Annotated in this window: 16 protein-coding genes; 13 read left to right on the forward strand and 3 right to left on the reverse strand. The window is 49.9% G+C overall.

The window, feature by feature from the left end; all coding sequences use genetic code 11:
- The first annotated feature begins 109 nt into the window (after positions 1-109).
- The 4 genes from folC to purF all read left to right on the forward strand — a co-directional run bounded on the left by folC (position 110) and on the right by purF (position 4,356).
- Complete coding sequence (gene folC / locus QWY27_RS02615) at positions 110-1,417, forward strand: bifunctional tetrahydrofolate synthase/dihydrofolate synthase (RefSeq protein WP_290194439.1); 1,308 nt, start codon at positions 110-112, stop codon at positions 1,415-1,417.
- Between the two features lie 76 nt (positions 1,418-1,493).
- Positions 1,494-2,309, forward strand: a complete 816-nt coding sequence (locus QWY27_RS02620) for an SPOR domain-containing protein (protein WP_290194440.1) — start codon at positions 1,494-1,496, stop codon at positions 2,307-2,309.
- A complete protein-coding gene (locus QWY27_RS02625) occupies positions 2,306-2,794 on the forward strand; it encodes a CvpA family protein (protein ID WP_290194441.1) in 489 nt (162 codons plus the stop codon). The genes QWY27_RS02620 and QWY27_RS02625 overlap by 4 nt, the downstream gene beginning before the upstream one ends.
- Before the next feature lie 47 nt (positions 2,795-2,841).
- On the forward strand, positions 2,842-4,356 hold the full coding sequence (gene purF, locus QWY27_RS02630) for an amidophosphoribosyltransferase (RefSeq protein ID WP_290194442.1): 1,515 nt from the start codon (positions 2,842-2,844) through the stop codon (positions 4,354-4,356).
- A gap of 44 nt (positions 4,357-4,400) precedes the next feature.
- Here purF and QWY27_RS02635 read toward each other — a convergent pair whose 3' ends face one another.
- Genes QWY27_RS02635 through map form a run of 3 tightly spaced genes read right to left on the reverse strand, consistent with a single transcriptional unit; the run spans position 4,401 to position 8,370 of the window.
- Positions 4,401-4,892, reverse strand: coding sequence for a disulfide bond formation protein B (locus QWY27_RS02635; RefSeq protein WP_435433434.1), 492 nt, complete (start codon positions 4,890-4,892; stop codon positions 4,401-4,403).
- Positions 4,882-7,518 (reverse strand): [protein-PII] uridylyltransferase, encoded by a 2,637-nt coding sequence (locus QWY27_RS02640; RefSeq protein WP_290194443.1) that lies wholly within the window; start codon positions 7,516-7,518, stop codon positions 4,882-4,884. The genes QWY27_RS02635 and QWY27_RS02640 overlap by 11 nt, the downstream gene beginning before the upstream one ends.
- 51 nt (positions 7,519-7,569) lie before the next feature.
- Positions 7,570-8,370 carry a type I methionyl aminopeptidase gene (gene map / locus QWY27_RS02645; RefSeq protein WP_290194444.1) on the reverse strand — a complete coding sequence of 267 codons (801 nt, stop codon included), beginning with the start codon at positions 8,368-8,370 and terminating at the stop codon, positions 7,570-7,572.
- 207 nt (positions 8,371-8,577) lie between these two features.
- Here map and rpsB point away from each other — a divergent pair, with 207 nt between their 5' ends.
- The 9 genes from rpsB to bamA all read left to right on the forward strand — a co-directional run bounded on the left by rpsB (position 8,578) and on the right by bamA (position 18,399).
- Positions 8,578-9,324 (forward strand): 30S ribosomal protein S2, encoded by a 747-nt coding sequence (gene rpsB, locus QWY27_RS02650; protein WP_290194445.1) that lies wholly within the window; start codon positions 8,578-8,580, stop codon positions 9,322-9,324.
- Between the two features lie 89 nt (positions 9,325-9,413).
- The gene (gene tsf / locus QWY27_RS02655) at positions 9,414-10,292 is read left to right on the forward strand and encodes a translation elongation factor Ts (protein WP_290194446.1); all 879 of its coding nucleotides are present in this window, start codon (positions 9,414-9,416) and stop codon (positions 10,290-10,292) included.
- Between the two features lie 93 nt (positions 10,293-10,385).
- Positions 10,386-11,102, forward strand: coding sequence for a UMP kinase (pyrH, locus tag QWY27_RS02660; RefSeq protein ID WP_290194447.1), 717 nt, complete (start codon positions 10,386-10,388; stop codon positions 11,100-11,102).
- A gap of 10 nt (positions 11,103-11,112) precedes the next feature.
- Positions 11,113-11,673, forward strand: coding sequence for a ribosome recycling factor (gene frr / locus QWY27_RS02665; protein WP_290194448.1), 561 nt, complete (start codon positions 11,113-11,115; stop codon positions 11,671-11,673).
- 12 nt (positions 11,674-11,685) lie between these two features.
- Positions 11,686-12,450, forward strand: a complete 765-nt coding sequence (uppS, locus tag QWY27_RS02670; RefSeq protein WP_290194449.1) for an undecaprenyl pyrophosphate synthase — start codon at positions 11,686-11,688, stop codon at positions 12,448-12,450.
- A 5-nt stretch (positions 12,451-12,455) separates the two neighbouring features.
- Positions 12,456-13,298, forward strand: coding sequence for a phosphatidate cytidylyltransferase (locus tag QWY27_RS02675; protein WP_290194450.1), 843 nt, complete (start codon positions 12,456-12,458; stop codon positions 13,296-13,298).
- Positions 13,295-14,491, forward strand: a complete 1,197-nt coding sequence (locus tag QWY27_RS02680) for a 1-deoxy-D-xylulose-5-phosphate reductoisomerase (RefSeq protein ID WP_290194451.1) — start codon at positions 13,295-13,297, stop codon at positions 14,489-14,491. Before QWY27_RS02675 ends, QWY27_RS02680 begins: the two co-directional genes overlap by 4 nt.
- Before the next feature lie 61 nt (positions 14,492-14,552).
- Positions 14,553-15,968: an RIP metalloprotease RseP gene (gene rseP, locus QWY27_RS02685; RefSeq protein ID WP_290194452.1), complete on the forward strand. Its 1,416-nt coding sequence runs from the start codon at positions 14,553-14,555 to the stop codon at positions 15,966-15,968.
- 163 nt (positions 15,969-16,131) lie between these two features.
- Positions 16,132-18,399 (forward strand): outer membrane protein assembly factor BamA, encoded by a 2,268-nt coding sequence (bamA, locus tag QWY27_RS02690; protein WP_290194593.1) that lies wholly within the window; start codon positions 16,132-16,134, stop codon positions 18,397-18,399.
- Positions 18,400-18,403: the final 4 nt, after the last annotated feature.

The raw sequence follows: 18,403 nt of genomic DNA on the forward strand, positions 1-18,403 counted from the left end.
CTATGTCATTGATTTTACACACAGGTTCTGACACGCAGGCGTTTGCTTGGATATTGAAAGCGGACTGTTAAAATTCCGGCTTCATAGCTTCTTTTGACCCTCAACTTTTATGGCGATCTCGCACCCTCCCGTTGGCGCTCCGCTGGACACTTGGCTTCTCTATCTTGAGTCACTGCATCCGAGCAAGATTGACATGGGTCTCGATAGGGTCCGCGCTGTCGCGAATCGTTTATCTCTAGACTCGCCGGCTATAAAAATTGTCGTAGGCGGAACAAATGGCAAAGGTTCGACCTGTGCCATGCTGGAGTCCATTTTGCTTGCGGCAGGTTATCGAGTTGGGCTTTACACTTCTCCGCATTTAGTGACCTTCAATGAGCGCGCTCGTGTAAATGGCGACATCGTGAAGGACGCTGAGCTTATTCGTCAATTCGAGGCCGTTGAGGCCGCGCGTAATGGGGTATCCCTCACGTATTTTGAGTTCACAACTCTTGCGATCCTTCGACTGTTTGCCCAGTCCTCACTCGATGTGATGGTGCTCGAGGTTGGTTTAGGCGGTCGTCTGGACGCAGTCAACATTGTTGATGCTGATTGTTCGATCGTGACAAGCGTCGACATCGATCATGTCGACTGGTTAGGTGATACCCGCGAAAAAATCGGTTTTGAGAAAGCGCACATATTCCGTGCGGGACGTCCCGCTATTGTCAGTGATCCTGCACCACCTCAGTCTTTACTCGACTATGCCCAGCAGATTGGTGCTGATCTGTGGTTATTTGCTCGCGATTTCAATTATTCTGGCGACCGGCAGCAGTGGGCATTCGGAGGCCGCGAACAAAGACGCAACGCGTTGGCCTATCCCGCTTTACGAGGTGCAAATCAGTTGCTAAACGCTTCGGCCGCACTTGCTGCGCTCGAGTCCTTGCGTGACCGCTTGGCGGTTCCTCAGCAGGCGGTGCGTCAAGGTTTACTTCAGGCCTCACTGCCAGGAAGATTTCAGATTTTGCCTGGTCAACCAACCATCATCTTCGATGTCGCCCATAATCCCCATGCAGCTGCCGTTCTAGAAAAAAATCTTGGGAATATGGGGTTCCATCCTTATACCTATGCCGTATTTAGTATGCTTTCTGACAAGGATGTGGCTGCTGTTGTCAGACACATGGCTCCTCGGATCGATCACTGGTTTTGCGCAGCCTTGCCAGGGCCACGCGGACTATCAAGTGAGGCAATTCAAGCCAAGGTTCGGGCGGTTCTTTCAGAATCGGACTCGAAAGCACCAAAAGATGTTCAGGTTTCTGGCTTTGACAGGGTCAAGGACGCCTTTGCTGCCGCACGCAGAAAAAGCAACCTGGATGATAGAATCGTGGTGTTTGGGTCGTTTTTAACGGTCGCTGAGGCGCTGAGCGCGAAAGATGAAGTTTAATTTCCATTTTCACCTTACAAACCTTCGCTTAAAGCGCATGTTTAGCCAGTTTGTTTTTCCGGTCAGGATGTTTTAAATGGGACTGTTTTCCAGAAAAGATAGTGCCCCCTTGCGTAAGCCTGCTGGCAAGCCGCGGCCATCCGTTACGAGTGAGGCACAGGCAGCCGAGCTTCGTATCAAGGCAAGACGGCGCCTGGCGGGTGCGGTTGCTCTAATCCTTGCAGCGGTAGTGGTACTCCCCATGCTGTTGGACTCCGAGCCAGCTCCCGTTGCGAGCAACATTCCTATACGTATTCCCGATCGACAAACGCCTTTTCAGCCACATTTATCCGGACCTGACGCAGCCGCATCCAATGCTGAGTCGCAAGTCTCCGCAGGTCAGTCTGCGAATAATGCTTCAACCGGTCAGTCTGGGGCATCGGGTTCTACGGATGCTGCCGCCGCACCCGGTCAGATCAAACCTGACACTGCAACAAAGCCCGTCGCACAACAGAATTCCGAAGCGGCTAAGGTTCCACCCGCAAAGCCCGCTTCACCCCCAGCCGCTCCGCCCCCATCGGCCCAGCAACGCAAGGATGATGCCGCTCGGGCACTCGCTCTGCTTGAGGGTCGTACGCCTGTTGCCAGTGCACCAAGCCCCAAGCCGCCTGTCAAAGGTAATTTCGTCGTACAGGCGATGTCCCTTGATTCAGCCGCAGAGGCACAAAAACAGCGCAATGTTCTGATTTCAGCTGGACTGAATAATGCGTTTGTCGATGGCCCTGTTGATGTGAACGGCCGACCAAAATACCGTGTGAGAGTGGGGCCATTTCAGTCCCGTGAAGCTGCTCAAGCAGCTCAAACTCGGCTTCGTACACAAGGGTATGGCGGCGCGTTTATCACTACACAGTGACCGGCTTCGACTTTGTCCTGTTGGCGATTTTGGCCATTTCGGTGGTGCTGGGATTATTGCGAGGCCTGCTTAAAGAGGTGTTGTCCCTAGTCGCATACGCTTCAGCTTTCCTTGCGGCAATTTGGTGGGGACCTTTGGTATCAGAGTTTTTTTCACAATGGATCACTCAGCCCTTTGTCAGCATGGCGCTGGCCTATTTAGGTGTTTTTATAGGTGTTCTACTGTCTATTGGTTTCATTAACATGACGCTCTCGGCTTTGCTCAGCAAAACAGGCCTGACTCCAGCAGACCACGGTTTAGGAGCAATCTTTGGATTATTGCGCGGAGTGCTTTTCGTATTGGTTCTTGTCATCCTAGCCGGATACACACCCTTGCCCGAAGAGCCTTGGTGGAAGAACGCCATGTTTTCAAAACAAGTTGTTGGTGCGGTGCAGCAAATTAAGCTCAGACTGCCACCGCCCGTCAACGATTGGCTGCCTTATTGATTTTGAGTGTTTATTTAATTTTGGTTTAACCGTAATCAGGATATTTCATGTGCGGAATTGTTGGAGTCGTTGGGCGCGGACCTGTTAACCAGCTTTTATACGATGCGCTGTTGCTTCTGCAGCACAGAGGACAGGATGCTGCAGGCATTGCGACTTCGAATGGTAATCAGTTCAACATGTACAAAGCACATGGGCTTGTGCGTGACGTATTTCGTACCCGCAATATGCGCTCGTTGCCTGGAACATCCGGCATCGGTCAGGTACGCTACCCGACAGCAGGCTCCTCAGAAAGCGTTGAAGAGGCGCAACCCTTTTATGTCAATGCTCCGTTTGGCATTACCTTTGCGCACAATGGAAATCTAACCAATTGGCATGAGCTTCGAGAGTCTTTATTTAGGGTGGATCAGCGTCACATCAACACAAACTCTGACTCGGAAGTTTTACTCAATGTGCTCGCACACGAACTCCAACGCGCTGCAAATGGCGTTTCTCTCGATGAGTCGGCTATTTTTCGAGCCATCAAGGCTGTTCACCAACGCGTGAAAGGTGCCTATGCGGTGGTCGCACAAATTTCGGGCTATGGCTTGATCGCCTTTCGTGACCCCAATGGTATTCGCCCACTCTGTCTTGGTCAGTTTGAGAGCCCTCAAGGCACCGAATGGATGGTCGCCTCTGAGTCCGTTGCGCTAGAGGGTTCTGGATTCCAGTTTGTTCGAGATATTCAACCCGGTGAGGCAATTTTCATTTCTCTTGATGGAAAACTCAGCAGCGAGCAGTGCGCACCTGACGGTATTCATGCGCCCTGTATATTCGAATATGTGTATTTTGCTCGTCCCGATTCTGTATTAGATGGTGTTTCAGTATATGGATCTCGCCTGAAGATGGGCGAGTATCTGGCAGATAAACTCGCCAAGACTCTTCGCTTAGGAGATATTGACGTGGTGATGCCCATACCTGACTCATCGCGCCCCTCTGCCATGCAGCTTGCCGACCGTCTGGGTCTCAATTATCGCGAAGGGCTAATCAAAAACCGTTATGTGGGCCGTACGTTCATCATGCCGGGTCAGGCCGTTCGTAAAAAGTCTGTTCGACAAAAACTCAACACAATCGGTATGGAATTCAAAGGTAAAAACGTTTTACTTGTGGATGATTCGATCGTGCGCGGCACAACCAGCCGTGAAATCGTGGAGATGGCTCGCGCCGCGGGTGCAAACAAGGTTTATATGGCGTCCGCTGCGCCTCCAGTTCGCTATCAAAACGTTTACGGTATTGATATGCCTACTCAGAAAGAGCTCATCGCGACAGGTCGAAATGTTGAAGAAATCGCCAAGATCATCGGCGCGGACGCACTTGTTTACCAAGATATAGATTCTATGCAGCGATCCGTGACAGATTTGAATCCAGCATTGACCCGCTTTGATAACTCTTGTTTTACAGGCGAGTACATCACAGGTGACATCACCCCCGAATATCTCGAACGTATCGGTCGCAATCGATCGGGCGCTCAGGATGGTTCAAATGGTCTGCTTTTCAATATGGGTTTTGCAGCAGAGGACAATTAAACTTCTTTTTGTTCTCTTAACGATTTGAACCTCTCGATGAAAGCTTAGCTGCTGCGAGCACGTATCAGCGAACCTATCACTATTAAAGCCAGTACACACAGTAAAAAAAACATCGCCAGACTCCACCAGGCGTATTCAATACCAAGCAGCTTGACGCGAGCTTCCATGCAGCTTGCATAAATACCAAATAGCCATGGCGCTCCGGCGTCCAGTCCGGTTTTAGTCATGATTTGATCCGCCAAGGTTTGGGCGCAGGAAAAGTTATTTGCAGCAACTTTTTCCTGATACCAAGCAGAGGTGATCCCCCCAATTGCTCCAGCAGAAATCAATGCTGCGCCGAGAGCCAGCCTAGTTCGAGCCGGATCTTTTAGGGTAATCACAAAAGCAACTGAGCCAATGACGAGATAGAGTAATCGCTGAAAGACGCACCAGGCGCACGGCTGCATGTCATAGACATATTGCGAGACGAGTGCAACAACGACAGAACTGAAGCTCAGCAAGCTAATGAGACGCAGAACGAAGATTTCACGCTGCACGTTGATTTTCCTGAGAAAGTGTGTCGAGTAAGGCACGTTCAAATTGTCTTTGGGTGCGAGGTTGCGCGAGCGCCTCGCCTTTTATGACAAAAACATCCTCTACACGATCACCTAGTGTCATGACTTTAGCTGTTTGCAAATAAACATTGAATGCGACAAACACTTGCGCCAAGTCGCTAAGAAGACCGGCTCGATCAGTGGCCGTTATGTCCACGACCCAAGAGTCATTGCCTTCGCCAGGTTTGATTTCCACAGAAGGAGGAAATGGAAATGCTTTGGAGAGCCGCGAGGATCGCATGCCGATTTGTTTATTCAGATCAGCCAGACTCAGTTGATCGAGTTGGGTCGACAACTCGTGTTCGATAAGGGCTGAATCTGATCGAAGATCTCTTTGTCGGTCGATTGGCAAAACGATAAAACTGTCTAACCCATAGCCACCTCGCGTGGTGTGGATGCGCGCATCTTGAATACTTAGCCCTCGACTGCCAAAGTATCCACAGAGACGTGCAAAAAGTCCCTTTACATGCTTTGTGTAGATCATCACCTGGATACCTTCGCCACCTTCAGTCGGTCGTGCCTTGACAACCGTCTCGTCAGTACGGAAGCAGTGATAGAGATGACGAGTATGCCAAGCGATTTCAGCGGCATCATGCCTTAAAAAATAGGCAATATCCAATTCATTCCAAAAGGCTTCGCGCGCGTCATCCCGCAGACCTGCGAGACGCGTCAGACTCGCGGCTTCATCCATGCGCTGGCGAAGAACGGTATTTGAGTCCCCTGAAGATCCCCCTAATTTTGCAAGCGTCAAGTTGAAAAGATCTTCAAGAAGTTTGCCTTTCCAGGCATTCCAGACTTTTGGGCTGGTGCCTCGAACGTCTGCGACAGTCAAAAGGTATAGGGCAGTGAGATTTCTAGGCGTTTGAACAATCCGAGCAAATTCATGAATAACCTGGGGATCAGACAAGTCTTTCTTTTGAGCGACCTGCGACATGAGCAAGTGATGCCTGACGAGGAAGACAACTAGTTCTGTTTCGTCACGCTCTAGACGATGCGCTCGAGCAAATTTCTTGACTTCTTCGGCCCCTAAAGTGGAATGATCTCCGCCACGACCCTTTGCAATATCATGGAAAAGCGCAGCAACATACAGCAGCCAGTGACGATCAAAGTTAGCAGTCAGGCGCGTAGCCAGCGGATACTCTTGGGCGTGTTCGACCATCGTAAAGCGCCTGATATTTCTCAGGACTGCCAGAGTATGCTGGTCCACTGTGTAGACATGAAACAAATCGTGTTGCATCTGTCCCACGACACGTCTGAATGCTGGCAGATAGCGAGGCAAAATATTCAACATGGTCATGCGTCGCAGTGCATGAACGATGCCTTGGTTTTGTTTCAGAATATCAATGAATAAATCTCGATTGACGGGGTCAGCCCTAAATTTCGCATCAATCAAATGTCGTGCGTGCCAAATCGCTCGCAAAGCTCGTGCAGAAAGTTCTGTGAGCTCTGGATGCTGTTGCATCACAAGAAATACATTGAGCAGTTCCGATGGGTGCTTTTGAAACAACTCTTCGTCATTGATGTCTAAACGGTTGTGATGTGCTTGGTAGTGTTGGCTTAGCGCATGCCCGTTTAAGGAAGGAAGAGGAAACAAATGCTCCCCAATTGCTTGGACCAACAGAGTGTTGAGCTGGGTGACCAAGCGTGCAGCCCAATAGTATCGTTGCATCAGTATTTCACTGGAGCGCCTGGTAATAGTAGGTTTGATTTGGTAGGCGTCGGCCAACCCATGCTGCAAGTCAAACAACAGACGGTCTTCCCGACGATTGACCAGCAAATGCAACTCAATACGCAGGCGTTTAAACGCCTGTTCGGCACGATTCAGATCCCGCGCTTCGGTGCGCGTCAGGAGTCCTGACTGCGCAATCTCTCGCCAGCTTTTGCCAAATCCTGCAGCCTTTGCCATCCATAAGATGACCTGTAAGTCTCGCAAACCGCCTGGTGATTCTTTGCAGTTCGGCTCAAGAGAGTAGGGCGTATCTTGATACCGGGCATGGCGTTGCTGCATTTCGCTGCGTTTTGCTTGAAAAAAATTTCGCGCATCAAGTTGTTCTTTCATGCGTGTAATCAAGCGCTGTGTGAGCGCGCGGCTACCTGCAATCCACCGCATTTCAAGCAATGAAGTTTCTACTGTAATGTCGGATCGAGCCTCCGAGAGACATTGTTCGATCGTTCTGACACTGCAGCCTGGTTCGAGACCGACATCCCACATTGCTGCGACAAGTCCGCTAAGGGTGGTCTCATCAGCGGGAGTGGGCTCCGAAGGCAAGAGAATTAAAAGATCGACGTCAGAGAACGGGTACAGCTCACCACGTCCAAAGCCCCCGACGGCGGCCAGTGCGGCACCTTTTGGAAGGGGATAGAGCTCCAACAGGTCACGCAAGGCTTTGTCGGCAAGGATTCTCAGTGTTTTAAGTAACGTATCCGCACGAGGTCTTACTCGAAAACGATCACAAGCCTCTTGCCTCGCGCGCTGAAGGTTTGCACGGATGTCACTAATACGCTGTGTGAACTGATGAGGTAAAGACTGATCAGTTAAAGTTTTACTTAGACTATTTTGCTCATTCATCTGCACACCCTAAGTGAGGGGCTTCAACATCAAGCGATTGCGACAAACGCGTTACAACGTGATGAACGACGGTGGTTGAGGCATACCGGGAGACTGGGTGAGTACTTCTACTCCAGAGTCCGTAACCATCACGGTATGCTCCCATTGAGCGGATAGACTGTGATCCCTGGTTACGACAGTCCAGCCGTCTGCGAGTTGTCGGATTTCTCTTTTGCCCGCATTGATCATCGGCTCAATCGTAAAAATCAGGCCAGGCTCGAGTTTTTGCCCTGTTCCAGCTTTTCCGTAATGCAAAATTTGCGGATCCTGGTGAAATTTCTGACCAATCCCGTGGCCACAAAACTCCCGGACAACAGAAAACCCTTGTTGTTCTGCATACTTTTGAATGGCATGCCCGATGTCTCCCAAGGTGTTACCAGGTTTGACTTGGGCGATACCAAGCCACATACATTCATAGGTCACTTCAGTCAGGCGTTTTGCAAGAATGGAGGTTTCCCCAACGGCGTACATACGGCTGGTGTCACCAAACCAGCCGTCTTTGATAATGGTGACGTCAATATTCAACACATCACCGTTTTTTAGTACCTTGTCACCAGGTATGCCATGACACACCTGGTGATTGACGGAGGTGCAGATCGCCCCCGGGAAAGGCGGGTAACCGGGCGGGGCATAGCCTACAGTCGCGGATTTAACCTTAAGTTCTTCAGTTAAAAACTTCAGGCATAGTTGATCAAGCTCACCTGTTGTCACGCCCGGTTTGACGTAGGGTGTGATGAAGTCCAGGACTTTTGCCGCATCACGGCAGGCTGCCCGCATTTTGGCCTGATCTTCTGGATTAGTGACTAGACTCATGGTGACTTGAGTAAATGTAGTGAAAGATAGTAGAATTATAGGCTTACCTAGTTTTGTAGTGGTCGATTGTCCTTATCTGTGACCCCACTGAACGCGATGTCCCACATCTAATGGGACATTGTCAGGTAAAAATCGCGTGCCATGTCACCAGGGTGCTTGTTTATCAGGTGCAGACATGGTGCTAGACCCAACCCTCGGAGTTTTATTATGTCTTTAATGCGTGAAATGCTGGAAGCGGGCGTGCACTTTGGTCACCAGACCCGTTACTGGAATCCCAAGATGGCCCCTTATATTTTTGGTCATCGCAACAAAATTCACATCATCAACCTCGAAAAGACTGTTGCAAACTACCAAGATGCAACCAAGTTCTTGCGTCAGGTTGCTGCGAAGGGCGGTACGGTCTTGTTCGTTGGCACCAAGCGTGCAGCGCGCGAACTCGTTGCTGCGGAAGCCGCACGCGCTGGGATGCCTTTCGTTGATAGTCGTTGGCTCGGTGGCATGTTGACTAACTTTAAAACAGTTAAGAGCTCAATCAAGCGCCTCAAAGACATGGAAGTCATGATCGCCGAAGGCGCAACCGAGCGCATGACTAAAAAAGAAGGCCTCATGTTCCAGCGCGAACTCGACAAACTGAATAAGTCGATTGGCGGCATCAAGGATATGAATGGTTTGCCAGACGCGATTTTCATGATTGACGTTGGTTATCACAAAATTGCTGTTGCAGAGGCTAACGCCTTGGGCATCCCAGTTGTTGCTGTGGTTGACACTAACCACTCGCCTGATGGCATCGACTTTATCATTCCTGGTAATGACGACTCCGCTAAAGCTATTGCGCTCTACGCCTCTGGTGTTGCGGATGCTGTGATCGCAGGGCGTGGCGACAACGTCAATGGTTTGGTCGAAGAACTCACACAGGGCGAAGAGTTTGTAGAAGTCGACCAGGCTAAAGCCTAATCGTTGTGATCGCCCGTCAAATTGCGGGCGCATGATTGACACACCCTGACCAAACGGTTCAGGGTGCTTTTATTAATACTGGAGCAAACATGGCTGAAATTACCGCCGCAATGGTCAAAGAGTTGCGCGAAAAAACCGACGCACCAATGATGGAGTGCAAGAAAGCCCTGACTGAAGCCGCTGGCGATATGGCCCGTGCTGAGGAAATTCTGCGAGTCAAGCTCGGCAGCAAAGCCAGCAAGGCAGCGAGCCGCGTCACGGCGGAAGGACTGATCGGGCTGTACATTTCTCCCGATGCTAAAAAAGGTGCTGTGATTGAGGTGAATTGCGAGACCGACTTTGTAGCTAAAAACGACGATTTCGTTGCTTTTGTAGCCAATCTGGCAAAGCTCGTAGCCTCCGAAGGTGTTGCTGACGTTGCAGCATTGTCAACCGCTCCGATGGCTGATGGTACTGTTGATAGCGTGCGCACTGCACTGATTGGTAAGATTGGTGAAAACATTTCGATTCGCCGTTTTCAGCGCTACGAAACACCTAACAAACTCGCAAGCTATGTGCATAGCGGGAAAATTGGGGTGTTGGTAGAGTTTTCTGGTGCAGACGAAGTTGGCAAAGATTTGGCCATGCATATCGCCGCGACCAAGCCACGTGCGGTAGATGAAACCGGTGTTTCTGAGGCTGATAAAGAAACAGAACGTTCAGTTGCCCGTCAAAAGGCTGCTGAGTCAGGCAAGCCTGCTGAGATTGTCGAGAAAATGGTCGAAGGTGCTGTCCAGAAATACCTCAAAGAAGTCGCTTTGCTTTCACAGCCTTTTGTTAAAAACGACAAACAGACTGTTGCCCAAATGCTTAAAGAGAAATCTTCTGCGATTTCAGGGTTTTCCCTGTTTGTGGTAGGCGAGGGCATTGAAAAGAAGACGAGTGACTTTGCTGCCGAAGTAGCCGCAGCGGCTGCCGGTAACGCATAATTTTTTGTACCCAAAGCCGGGCGGCGCATGATTGGCCGCCCGGCTTTCGCTTACAATTTTGTTTGTGTTTAATACTCCGGATTAATTCCCACTATGACCAGCAGAATGCATAAACGAGTCCTTCTCAAACTGTCTGGCGAAGCATTGATGGGAGATGATGCCTTTGGCATTAATCGCGCCACGATCATGCGCATGACCGATGAGGTGGCAGAGGTCGCCGCTATGGGCGTCCAACTTGCCATTGTGATCGGAGGAGGCAACATCTTTCGCGGTGTCGCGCCCGGTGCACAAGGTATGGATCGTGCAACGGCTGACTACATGGGTATGATGGCAACGGTCATGAACGCGCTTGCCCTTCAAGACGCCCTAAAACACCGCGGTGTTGATGCTCGCGTTCAGTCTGCTCTCAACATCGAACAAGTCGTCGAACCCTACATCCGACCCAAAGCTTTACGTTACCTCGAAGAAGGCAAGGTTGTGATCTTTGCCGCAGGCACAGGCAATCCTTTCTTTACGACTGATACGGCTGCTGCGTTGCGCGGAGCTGAAATTGGTGCCGAGGTCGTACTGAAAGCCACTAAAGTTGACGGCATTTATAGTGCGGATCCAAATAAAGATCCCGCAGCGACTCGCTATACACGCATAAGTTTTGACGAAGTGATCGTGAAAAGACTTGAAATCATGGATGCAACGGCATTTGCTCTGTGTCGTGATCAAAAACTACCCATCAAAGTGTTTTCAATCAATAAGCCTGGTGCGCTCAGGCGTGCCGTGAGTGGTGAGGACGAGGGTACCCTCGTTCACGTCTAAAGGAAATGAAATGAGTATCGCGGACATTCAAAAATCTGCAGAGAGCCGTATGGGGAAGTCTATTGAAACCCTGAAGGCAAACCTTGCCAAGATTCGTACAGGTCGTGCCCACACAGGCATTTTGGACCACGTGCAAGTTGAGTATTATGGCTCTCCTGTTCCGATCAGTCAGGTTGCCAACGTCACATTGATGGATGCGCGTACGCTCAGCGTGTCAGTCTGGGAAAAAAACCTGGGTGCAGCCGTTGAGAAAGCCATTCGCGACTCTGACCTCGGTTTGAATCCAGTGGGAATGGGCGATAGCATTCGCGTGCCCATGCCTGCCTTGACCGAAGAGCGCCGTCGTGACTTAAACAAAGTGGTTAAGTCTGAGGGTGAGGACGCCAAAATTGCGATTCGCAACCTTCGTCGCGATGCAAATGAAGCCTTCAAAAAGCTTGTCAAAGAAAAGGAAATTTCTGAAGACGATGAGCGTCGCGCACAAGACGTTGTACAAAAGCTCACGGATCGCTGCGTGGTTGAAATCGATAAAATGATCGCGCAGAAAGAAGCTGAGATCATGACGGTTTGATCCGTCAAACTTATGGCTCTTAGCTCAACTCTTGATATACCCGTCACGACTGCAATTCCAAAGCATGTTGCTATCATCATGGATGGTAACGGTCGTTGGGCAGCCAAGCGTCTGTTGCCCCGCACTGCGGGGCATGCAAGAGGTGTTCAATCCGTTCGCTCCACTGTGGAAACCTGTGGAAAGTTGGGAGTGAAATACCTGACGCTCTTTGCCTTTAGCTCAGAGAACTGGCGCCGCCCCGCTGACGAAGTATCCTTATTGATGCGTTTGTTTGTTCAGGCGCTTGAGCGAGAGGTCTCACGCTTGCAGGAGCAGGGCGTCCGTCTGCGTGTGATAGGGGATCTTTCTGCGTTTGAGCCCAAGCTTCAGGAGCTGATTGCTCAGGCTCAGGCTAACACTGCTCACAATGACCAACTCCATCTGACAATCGCCGCCAACTATGGCGGACGCTGGGATATTTTGCAGGCGATGCGAAAGATGATGCGGGCTAAACCCGAGCTTGCCTCGCAACCCGAGCAAATCGATGAGTTAGCGTTATCCGAATATCTTTCCATGGCTTGGGCTCCTGAACCTGATTTGTTTATTCGAACAGGCGGAGAACAGCGTATTTCTAACTTTTTAATCTGGCAACTTGCTTACACAGAGTTGTTTTTTACTGATTGCTATTGGCCCGACTTTGACCCCGATGAGTTGAAAAAGGCATTTGAGTGGTATCGCAATCGTGAACGCCGCTTTGGACGGACAAGCGCCCAACTCCAAACCGTTCCTTCGAGCTGATTGTTATGCTCAAACAGCGCATCCTCACCGCAATCGTCTTGTTTCTTGTGCTGGCGGGCGTTCTTTCCGTGACTTCCGAATGGCCTTTTCTAGTCTTTTTAGCCTTGACTTGCGGGTTGGCTGGCTGGGAGTGGACAAGACTGACTTTGGGACATCAATCACGCATCCCGGTTTTCCTTGGTGTTATTCTTTTTCTGGTGAGCCTAATCCAGGCATATGTCTGGGTGACGCTAGGCTCATCTAGCACGGCAATCGTTCAAATCTGTGTCTTGCTCAGCGTTATTTTGTGGCTTTGTGCGGTGAGCATTGCATTATTTCGAGCCCAAGTCACCACTCCCGTCGCGCCGTTTCTTTGGAGCGGATTTGCATTCGTGACGTTATTTGCGACCTGGGGAGCGTTAGCTGAGCTCTACCGTACGCACGGGGTCGTGTATGTGGTTTCGCTTTTGGTTGTGATCTGGGTCGCTGACATTGCCGCATATTTTGTTGGTCGCGCTTTGGGTCGTCGCAAACTTGCTCCCGCTATCAGTCCAGGCAAAACGCGCGAGGGCGCGCTTGCCGGTATTTTGGGTGTTGTGATTTGGATAATTGCCTCGTCCCAATGGCCTTCTAGTTTTGGCGCGGATCTTGTCAACAAATGGGGACTGACTGCTGCTGTTGTGTTATCAATTGTCATGGCGGTATTTTCAATATCCGGTGACCTGTTCGAATCCTTGCTTAAACGCAGAGCTGGAGTAAAAGACTCAAGCGCCTTATTACCCGGTCATGGTGGTGTTTATGATCGTATTGACGCTGTCGTTGCAGTCGTTCCTCTTGCCTACATGCTTACTGGAGGTATTCAGCTTTGAACCCGTCACGCGTCACAATTTTGGGTTCAACTGGTTCTATTGGACTGAACACTCTTGATGTCATTGCGCGACACCCAGATCGTTTCGTCGTGTACGCTTTATCCGCGCACACTCGTATTGAAGAGCTTGCACAACAGGCTCGGGCAACCAAGGCACAAGTCGTCATCGTACCGACCCATGATACAGCACGTGTGTTCAAGGACTGCTGGCAACCAGGTGAAAAGTTACCCGAAGTGCGTGTAGGGCCTCAAGCTCTCGCTGACACTGCTGCCGATACGCAAACAGACATTGTGATGGCTGCTATTGTTGGTGCTGCAGGACTTCCTGCCGCACTCTCAGCTGCCCAGGCGGGCAAGCGCGTGCTACTTGCCAATAAAGAGGCCTTAGTTGCTGCGGGCTCTTTGTTTATGGCCGCTGTGAGGCAAAGTGGCGCGGAGCTTCTACCGATTGATAGCGAACACAATGCCATTTTTCAATGTTTACCACATGACGGTCGAGCCAGTGCACCGACAGGACCTACTCAAGGTGTCAGAAGATTAGTTTTGACAGCATCTGGCGGCCCATTTCGAACAAGGCTTTGGAGCGAGCTTGAGCATGTCACGCCAGAGCAAGCCTGTGCTCACCCAAACTGGAGCATGGGTAGAAAGATATCTGTTGATTCCGCCACAATGCTCAACAAAGGGTTGGAGGTCATCGAAGCACACTGGCTCTTTGCCATGCCGGCTGATCGTATTCATGTAGTGATCCATCCCCAAAGCGTGGTGCACTCCATGGTTGAATATGAAGACGGCTCAGTTATTGCGCAGTTGGGTCAGCCTGATATGCGTACGCCCATTGCTTATGGTTTGGGTTTTCCTGAGCGTATTGCCTCCGGTGTCGGATTACTTGACCTTGCCCAGGCAGGCAGACTTGATTTTGAGCAGCCTGACCTCATTCAGTTTCCATGCCTGAAACTTTCGTTTGATGCGTTGCGTAGCGGCCAAGGTGCCTGTATTACTCTGAATGCCGCAAATGAAGTCGCCGTTGCCGCATTCCTGAATGGAAAGCTCCGTTATACCTCAATCGCCTCCATCATCGATACAATGTTGAACTGGCAAGCGGGTCTGACAGACCGCTCTTTGAATTCTCTTGATGATGTGATGGCTCTTGATTCGGAAACACGTCGTCACATAGAACAATTCTTGCCAAGATAGACCTACAAGCACTGTCACACATTCAATGAGTTAGGATTTAACTTAATTTTTAGCTGGGTGTATGCTTACAACGCTTCTTTCCTTTTTTGTCACACTGGGCATACTCATTACTTTTCATGAGCTCGGCCATTATTGGGTCGCACGCTGGTGCGGTGTCCGCGTGTTGCGTTTTTCCGTTGGGTTTGGAAAAGTCTTAATCAAACGCGTGGATAAAAACGGAACTGAATGGGCGTTGTCTGCCATTCCTTTGGGCGGTTACGTCAAAATGCTGGATCAAGACGACTTGTCGCCTACTGATGCAGCTTCATCTTCTTTTTCAACGAGCTCGGCTTCTACAGCTACGTCAACCTCTGCAGACTCAATGTCTGCTGGCAAATCCGTTGTTGATCCGAGGGGCACAAGTTTTCAATCCCAACCTGTCTCTAAGCGCTTCGCCATTGTTGCCGCCGGCCCCTTATTCAATTTGATTCTTGCCGCGCTTCTGTATGCTGGTCTGAATTTTGTTGGCACGCAAGAGCCTGAGGCAATTTTGGCTCAACCTGCAGCGAGCACTCCTGCCGCCCAAGCCGGACTTCAGGCTGGGGACAAGCTTGTTGCTATCAATCAAACTCCGGTTGCCTCATGGCCCCAAGTTCGCTGGAACTTATTGCAACGCCTGGCCGATGGCGGTGAAGTCCAACTCACTATCGAACAGGGTGGTGCGCAACTGACTCGAACTATGTTGTTGCCATCTGTTGGAGATCCTTCTCAAGCGGATCCTATGCGTGACTTAGGATTAAGTTTGGCGAGTGGGCCGCCTTTTGTTAGGGGGCTTGTTGAAGGCAGTGTCGCGCAGCGCGCAGGGCTCGAAACAGGCGATCAAATCATCCGCATCAATGCAATCAATCGTCCCGATACTGGCACTTTAATCAAAACGATTCAACAACACGCCGGACGAGAGGTTGATATAGAGGTGCTACGCAATGGGCAAGCTCTAAAGTTTGCCTTGATACCCAATGCGCATACCCTTGAAAACGGTCAAACGGTTGGCCGCGCTGGCATACAACTCGGTGCTGATGTTGCAATGGTGAATGTACGGTATGGATTGTTTGAAAGCTTGATCAATGGAACCGTCAAAACCTTTGATACTGCATGGTTTTCTCTCAAGATGATGGGCCGCATGTTGACTGGAGAGGTTTCTCTAAAAAATATCAGTGGCCCCGTTACTATCGCGGACTATGCAGGACAAACTGCCAAAATCGGCTGGGCGGCTTACGTTGCCTTTTTGGCATTGGTTAGTGTCAGTCTTGGGATATTGAATCTCCTGCCAATTCCTATGTTGGATGGGGGGCATCTACTGTATTATCTGATCGAGATGGTGCGTGGAAAACCACCTTCTGCTTTAGTGATGGAGTGGGGGCAAAGGGTTGGGATTTCCTTGCTTGGAGGTCTGATGGTTCTCGCACTATTTAATGATTTGCTGCGCATTTTCAGCTAAGGCAGTTCTGACTTAAAATCCACTCATCGCAGCTTTTTTTTGCAGCTTGCGTTTGACCGATACACAAGATATTTAAGGATTACCTGGGATGCTCGCTCGTTTGCCATATCTGTTCAACAAAGGTTTGCGCGCGTTGACGCACACCTTGTTCCAGGCGCTGTTGATGGCATCTTTGTTGATCCCGTTTGGGGCACAAGCTTTCCAGCCCTTTATCGTGAGTGATATTCGTGTTGAGGGCATGCAACGCACGGATCCTGGTTCTATCTTTTCACAGTTGCCTGTAAAAGTTGGTCAGAAATTTACTGAAGAGCTTGCAACGGAGTCGATTCGTAGACTTTACGCGACCGGATTGTATGCGGATGTTCGTATCCAGACCGCAAATCGTGTTGTGGTTGTCTCTGTTCAGGAACGCCCAACAATCGCTGCTATCACGTTTACTGGCATGAAAGAGTTTGAGCCCGATACCATTATCGGAAATCTCAAGCAAGTTGGTTTTGCCCAGGGGCGCGTATTTGACCAATCCATGCTCGAGCAGGCCCAGTTTGAGTTGCGTCAGGCTTATCTCAACAAAGGAAAATACGCCGTCGAGATTTCTCCAACTGTCACACCCTTGCCGCGCAATCGCGTCGGGATTAATTTTGATCTTTTCGAAGGCGGTGTTTCCCGCATCCGAGAGATCAACATAGTCGGTAATACGGCATTTACACAGAGCAGATTACGCGACCTCATGTCGTTGACGACTCCTGGCTGGTTGACTTGGTATACCGACACCGATAAATATTCACGTGAAAAGCTCGAGCGTGATATTGAGGCGATCAAGTCTTTCTATCTTGATCGCGGCTATCTTGAATTCAAAATTGAGCCTCCTCAGGTCACGATCTCTGGTGATCGGAAAGATATTTTTATCACCCTCACTATTTCAGAGGGCAAGCCTTACACCGTATCTGATGTTAAGTTGGCCGGTGATCTGCTGGGTCTTAATCAAGAGATCAATGAGCTTGTCCAACTCAAAGCCGGACAAGTATTTTCAGGTGCAAAAACGAATGCCACGGCCAAGGGTATTACCGACTTTCTCGGTGGCCTTGGCTATGCGTTTGCCAACGTGAATCCAAACCCTGTTCTGAATCGGGAAAATCAAACTGCTGAAGTGACTTTTTATGTTGATCCGAGCCGTCGTGTCTACGTTCGTCGTGTTCAGATTACTGGCAACCATCGCTCAAAAGACGAGGTCATTCGTCGAGAGGTGCGACAACCCGAAGCCGCTTGGTATGACTCCGGCAAAATTAAATTGTCCAGAGATCGTCTGGATCGTGTGGGTTACTTCAAAGACGTGAAAGTTGGTACAGAGCCAGTCCCTGGTTCACCTGACCAAGTCGACGTTAATTTGACAGTTGAAGAAAAGCCTACAGGTATGCTCAACCTTGGTGTGGGTTATGGTCAGGTTGATGGCGTGATTCTTTCTGCCGGTATCTCTGAGGAAAACGTCTTCGGAAGCGGTACCAACTTGACGCTGAATCTCAATACGAGTGCGTCAAATCGAACCGTTGTCTTGGCTCATACTGATCCGTATTTTACAAATGATGGTATTAGCCGCACGACCTCACTGTATTACAGGACTGTCACGCCTTATTCGAACAACCCTGGTAATTACAAAGTCACAACGGGTGGTTTAGGCTTGAACTTCGGCGTTCCGATTACCGAGTTCGACAGAATTTTCACTGGCGTGAGCCTTGAGCGTAACTCTATCGGCTTGTATGACAACTCTCCGATTGCTTATCGCGAATATGTCAGAGATTACGGTGAAACAACGACAGCTGCCATTCTGAACTTAGGTTGGTCCAAAGATAACCGTGATAGCGCACTAAGTCCAACAAAAGGTTCGTTTACTCGACTCAAGGTCGATGTGGGTACGGGCAGTCTCGACTACTATATGTTTGGTGCTCAGTACCAAACTTATCTTCCGATCGGCCGCGACTACACTCTTGCGTTTAACGGAATGTTTGATTACGGTAATAGTTATAAGACGAATCTTCCTTATCCAATCATTAAAAACGTGTACGCCGGCGGTATCGGAACTGTGAGAGGCTATTCGCAAAACTCTCTGGGTCCGACTGATCCGCTGACAGGTACTTATTTGGGTGGCTCAAAGCGGGTTGTCGGTAACGTTCAGTTTTATTTGCCGTTCCCCGGTAGCCAACAGGATCGTTCATTACGCTGGTTTGCTTTTGCCGATGGCGGTCAGGTCTACGGCACAGATGGCTTGGGCAATGACACGGCGATTGATTTTGGTCAATTACGCTATTCGGCTGGTATCGGCTTGTCATGGATTTCGCCCTTGGGACCGCTCCAACTTTCTTTTGCCAAACCGCTTAATGCAAAGCCCGGTGACAATACTCAGATTTTTCAATTTCAAATCGGCACAGGGTTCTAAAATA

The organism is Zwartia vadi, from assembly GCF_030410375.1.
Lineage (GTDB): Bacteria > Pseudomonadota > Gammaproteobacteria > Burkholderiales > Burkholderiaceae_B > Zwartia > Zwartia vadi.

Bases quoted from the DNA above. Each gene is read 5' to 3' on its own strand.
- folC (WP_290194439.1), top strand. From the start codon at position 110: ATGGCGATCTCGCACCCTCCCGTTGGCGCTCCGCTGGACACTTGGCTT.
- QWY27_RS02620 (WP_290194440.1), top strand. From the start codon at position 1,494: ATGGGACTGTTTTCCAGAAAAGATAGTGCCCCCTTGCGTAAGCCTGCT.
- purF (WP_290194442.1), top strand. From the start codon at position 2,842: ATGTGCGGAATTGTTGGAGTCGTTGGGCGCGGACCTGTTAACCAGCTT.
- QWY27_RS02640 (WP_290194443.1), bottom strand. From the start codon at position 7,518: ATGAATGAGCAAAATAGTCTAAGTAAAACTTTAACTGATCAGTCTTTA.
- map (WP_290194444.1), bottom strand. From the start codon at position 8,370: ATGAGTCTAGTCACTAATCCAGAAGATCAGGCCAAAATGCGGGCAGCC.
- rpsB (WP_290194445.1), top strand. From the start codon at position 8,578: ATGTCTTTAATGCGTGAAATGCTGGAAGCGGGCGTGCACTTTGGTCAC.
- tsf (WP_290194446.1), top strand. From the start codon at position 9,414: ATGGCTGAAATTACCGCCGCAATGGTCAAAGAGTTGCGCGAAAAAACC.
- pyrH (WP_290194447.1), top strand. From the start codon at position 10,386: ATGACCAGCAGAATGCATAAACGAGTCCTTCTCAAACTGTCTGGCGAA.
- frr (WP_290194448.1), top strand. From the start codon at position 11,113: ATGAGTATCGCGGACATTCAAAAATCTGCAGAGAGCCGTATGGGGAAG.
- uppS (WP_290194449.1), top strand. From the start codon at position 11,686: ATGGCTCTTAGCTCAACTCTTGATATACCCGTCACGACTGCAATTCCA.
- QWY27_RS02675 (WP_290194450.1), top strand. From the start codon at position 12,456: ATGCTCAAACAGCGCATCCTCACCGCAATCGTCTTGTTTCTTGTGCTG.
- rseP (WP_290194452.1), top strand. From the start codon at position 14,553: ATGCTTACAACGCTTCTTTCCTTTTTTGTCACACTGGGCATACTCATT.
- bamA (WP_290194593.1), top strand. From the start codon at position 16,132: ATGGCATCTTTGTTGATCCCGTTTGGGGCACAAGCTTTCCAGCCCTTT.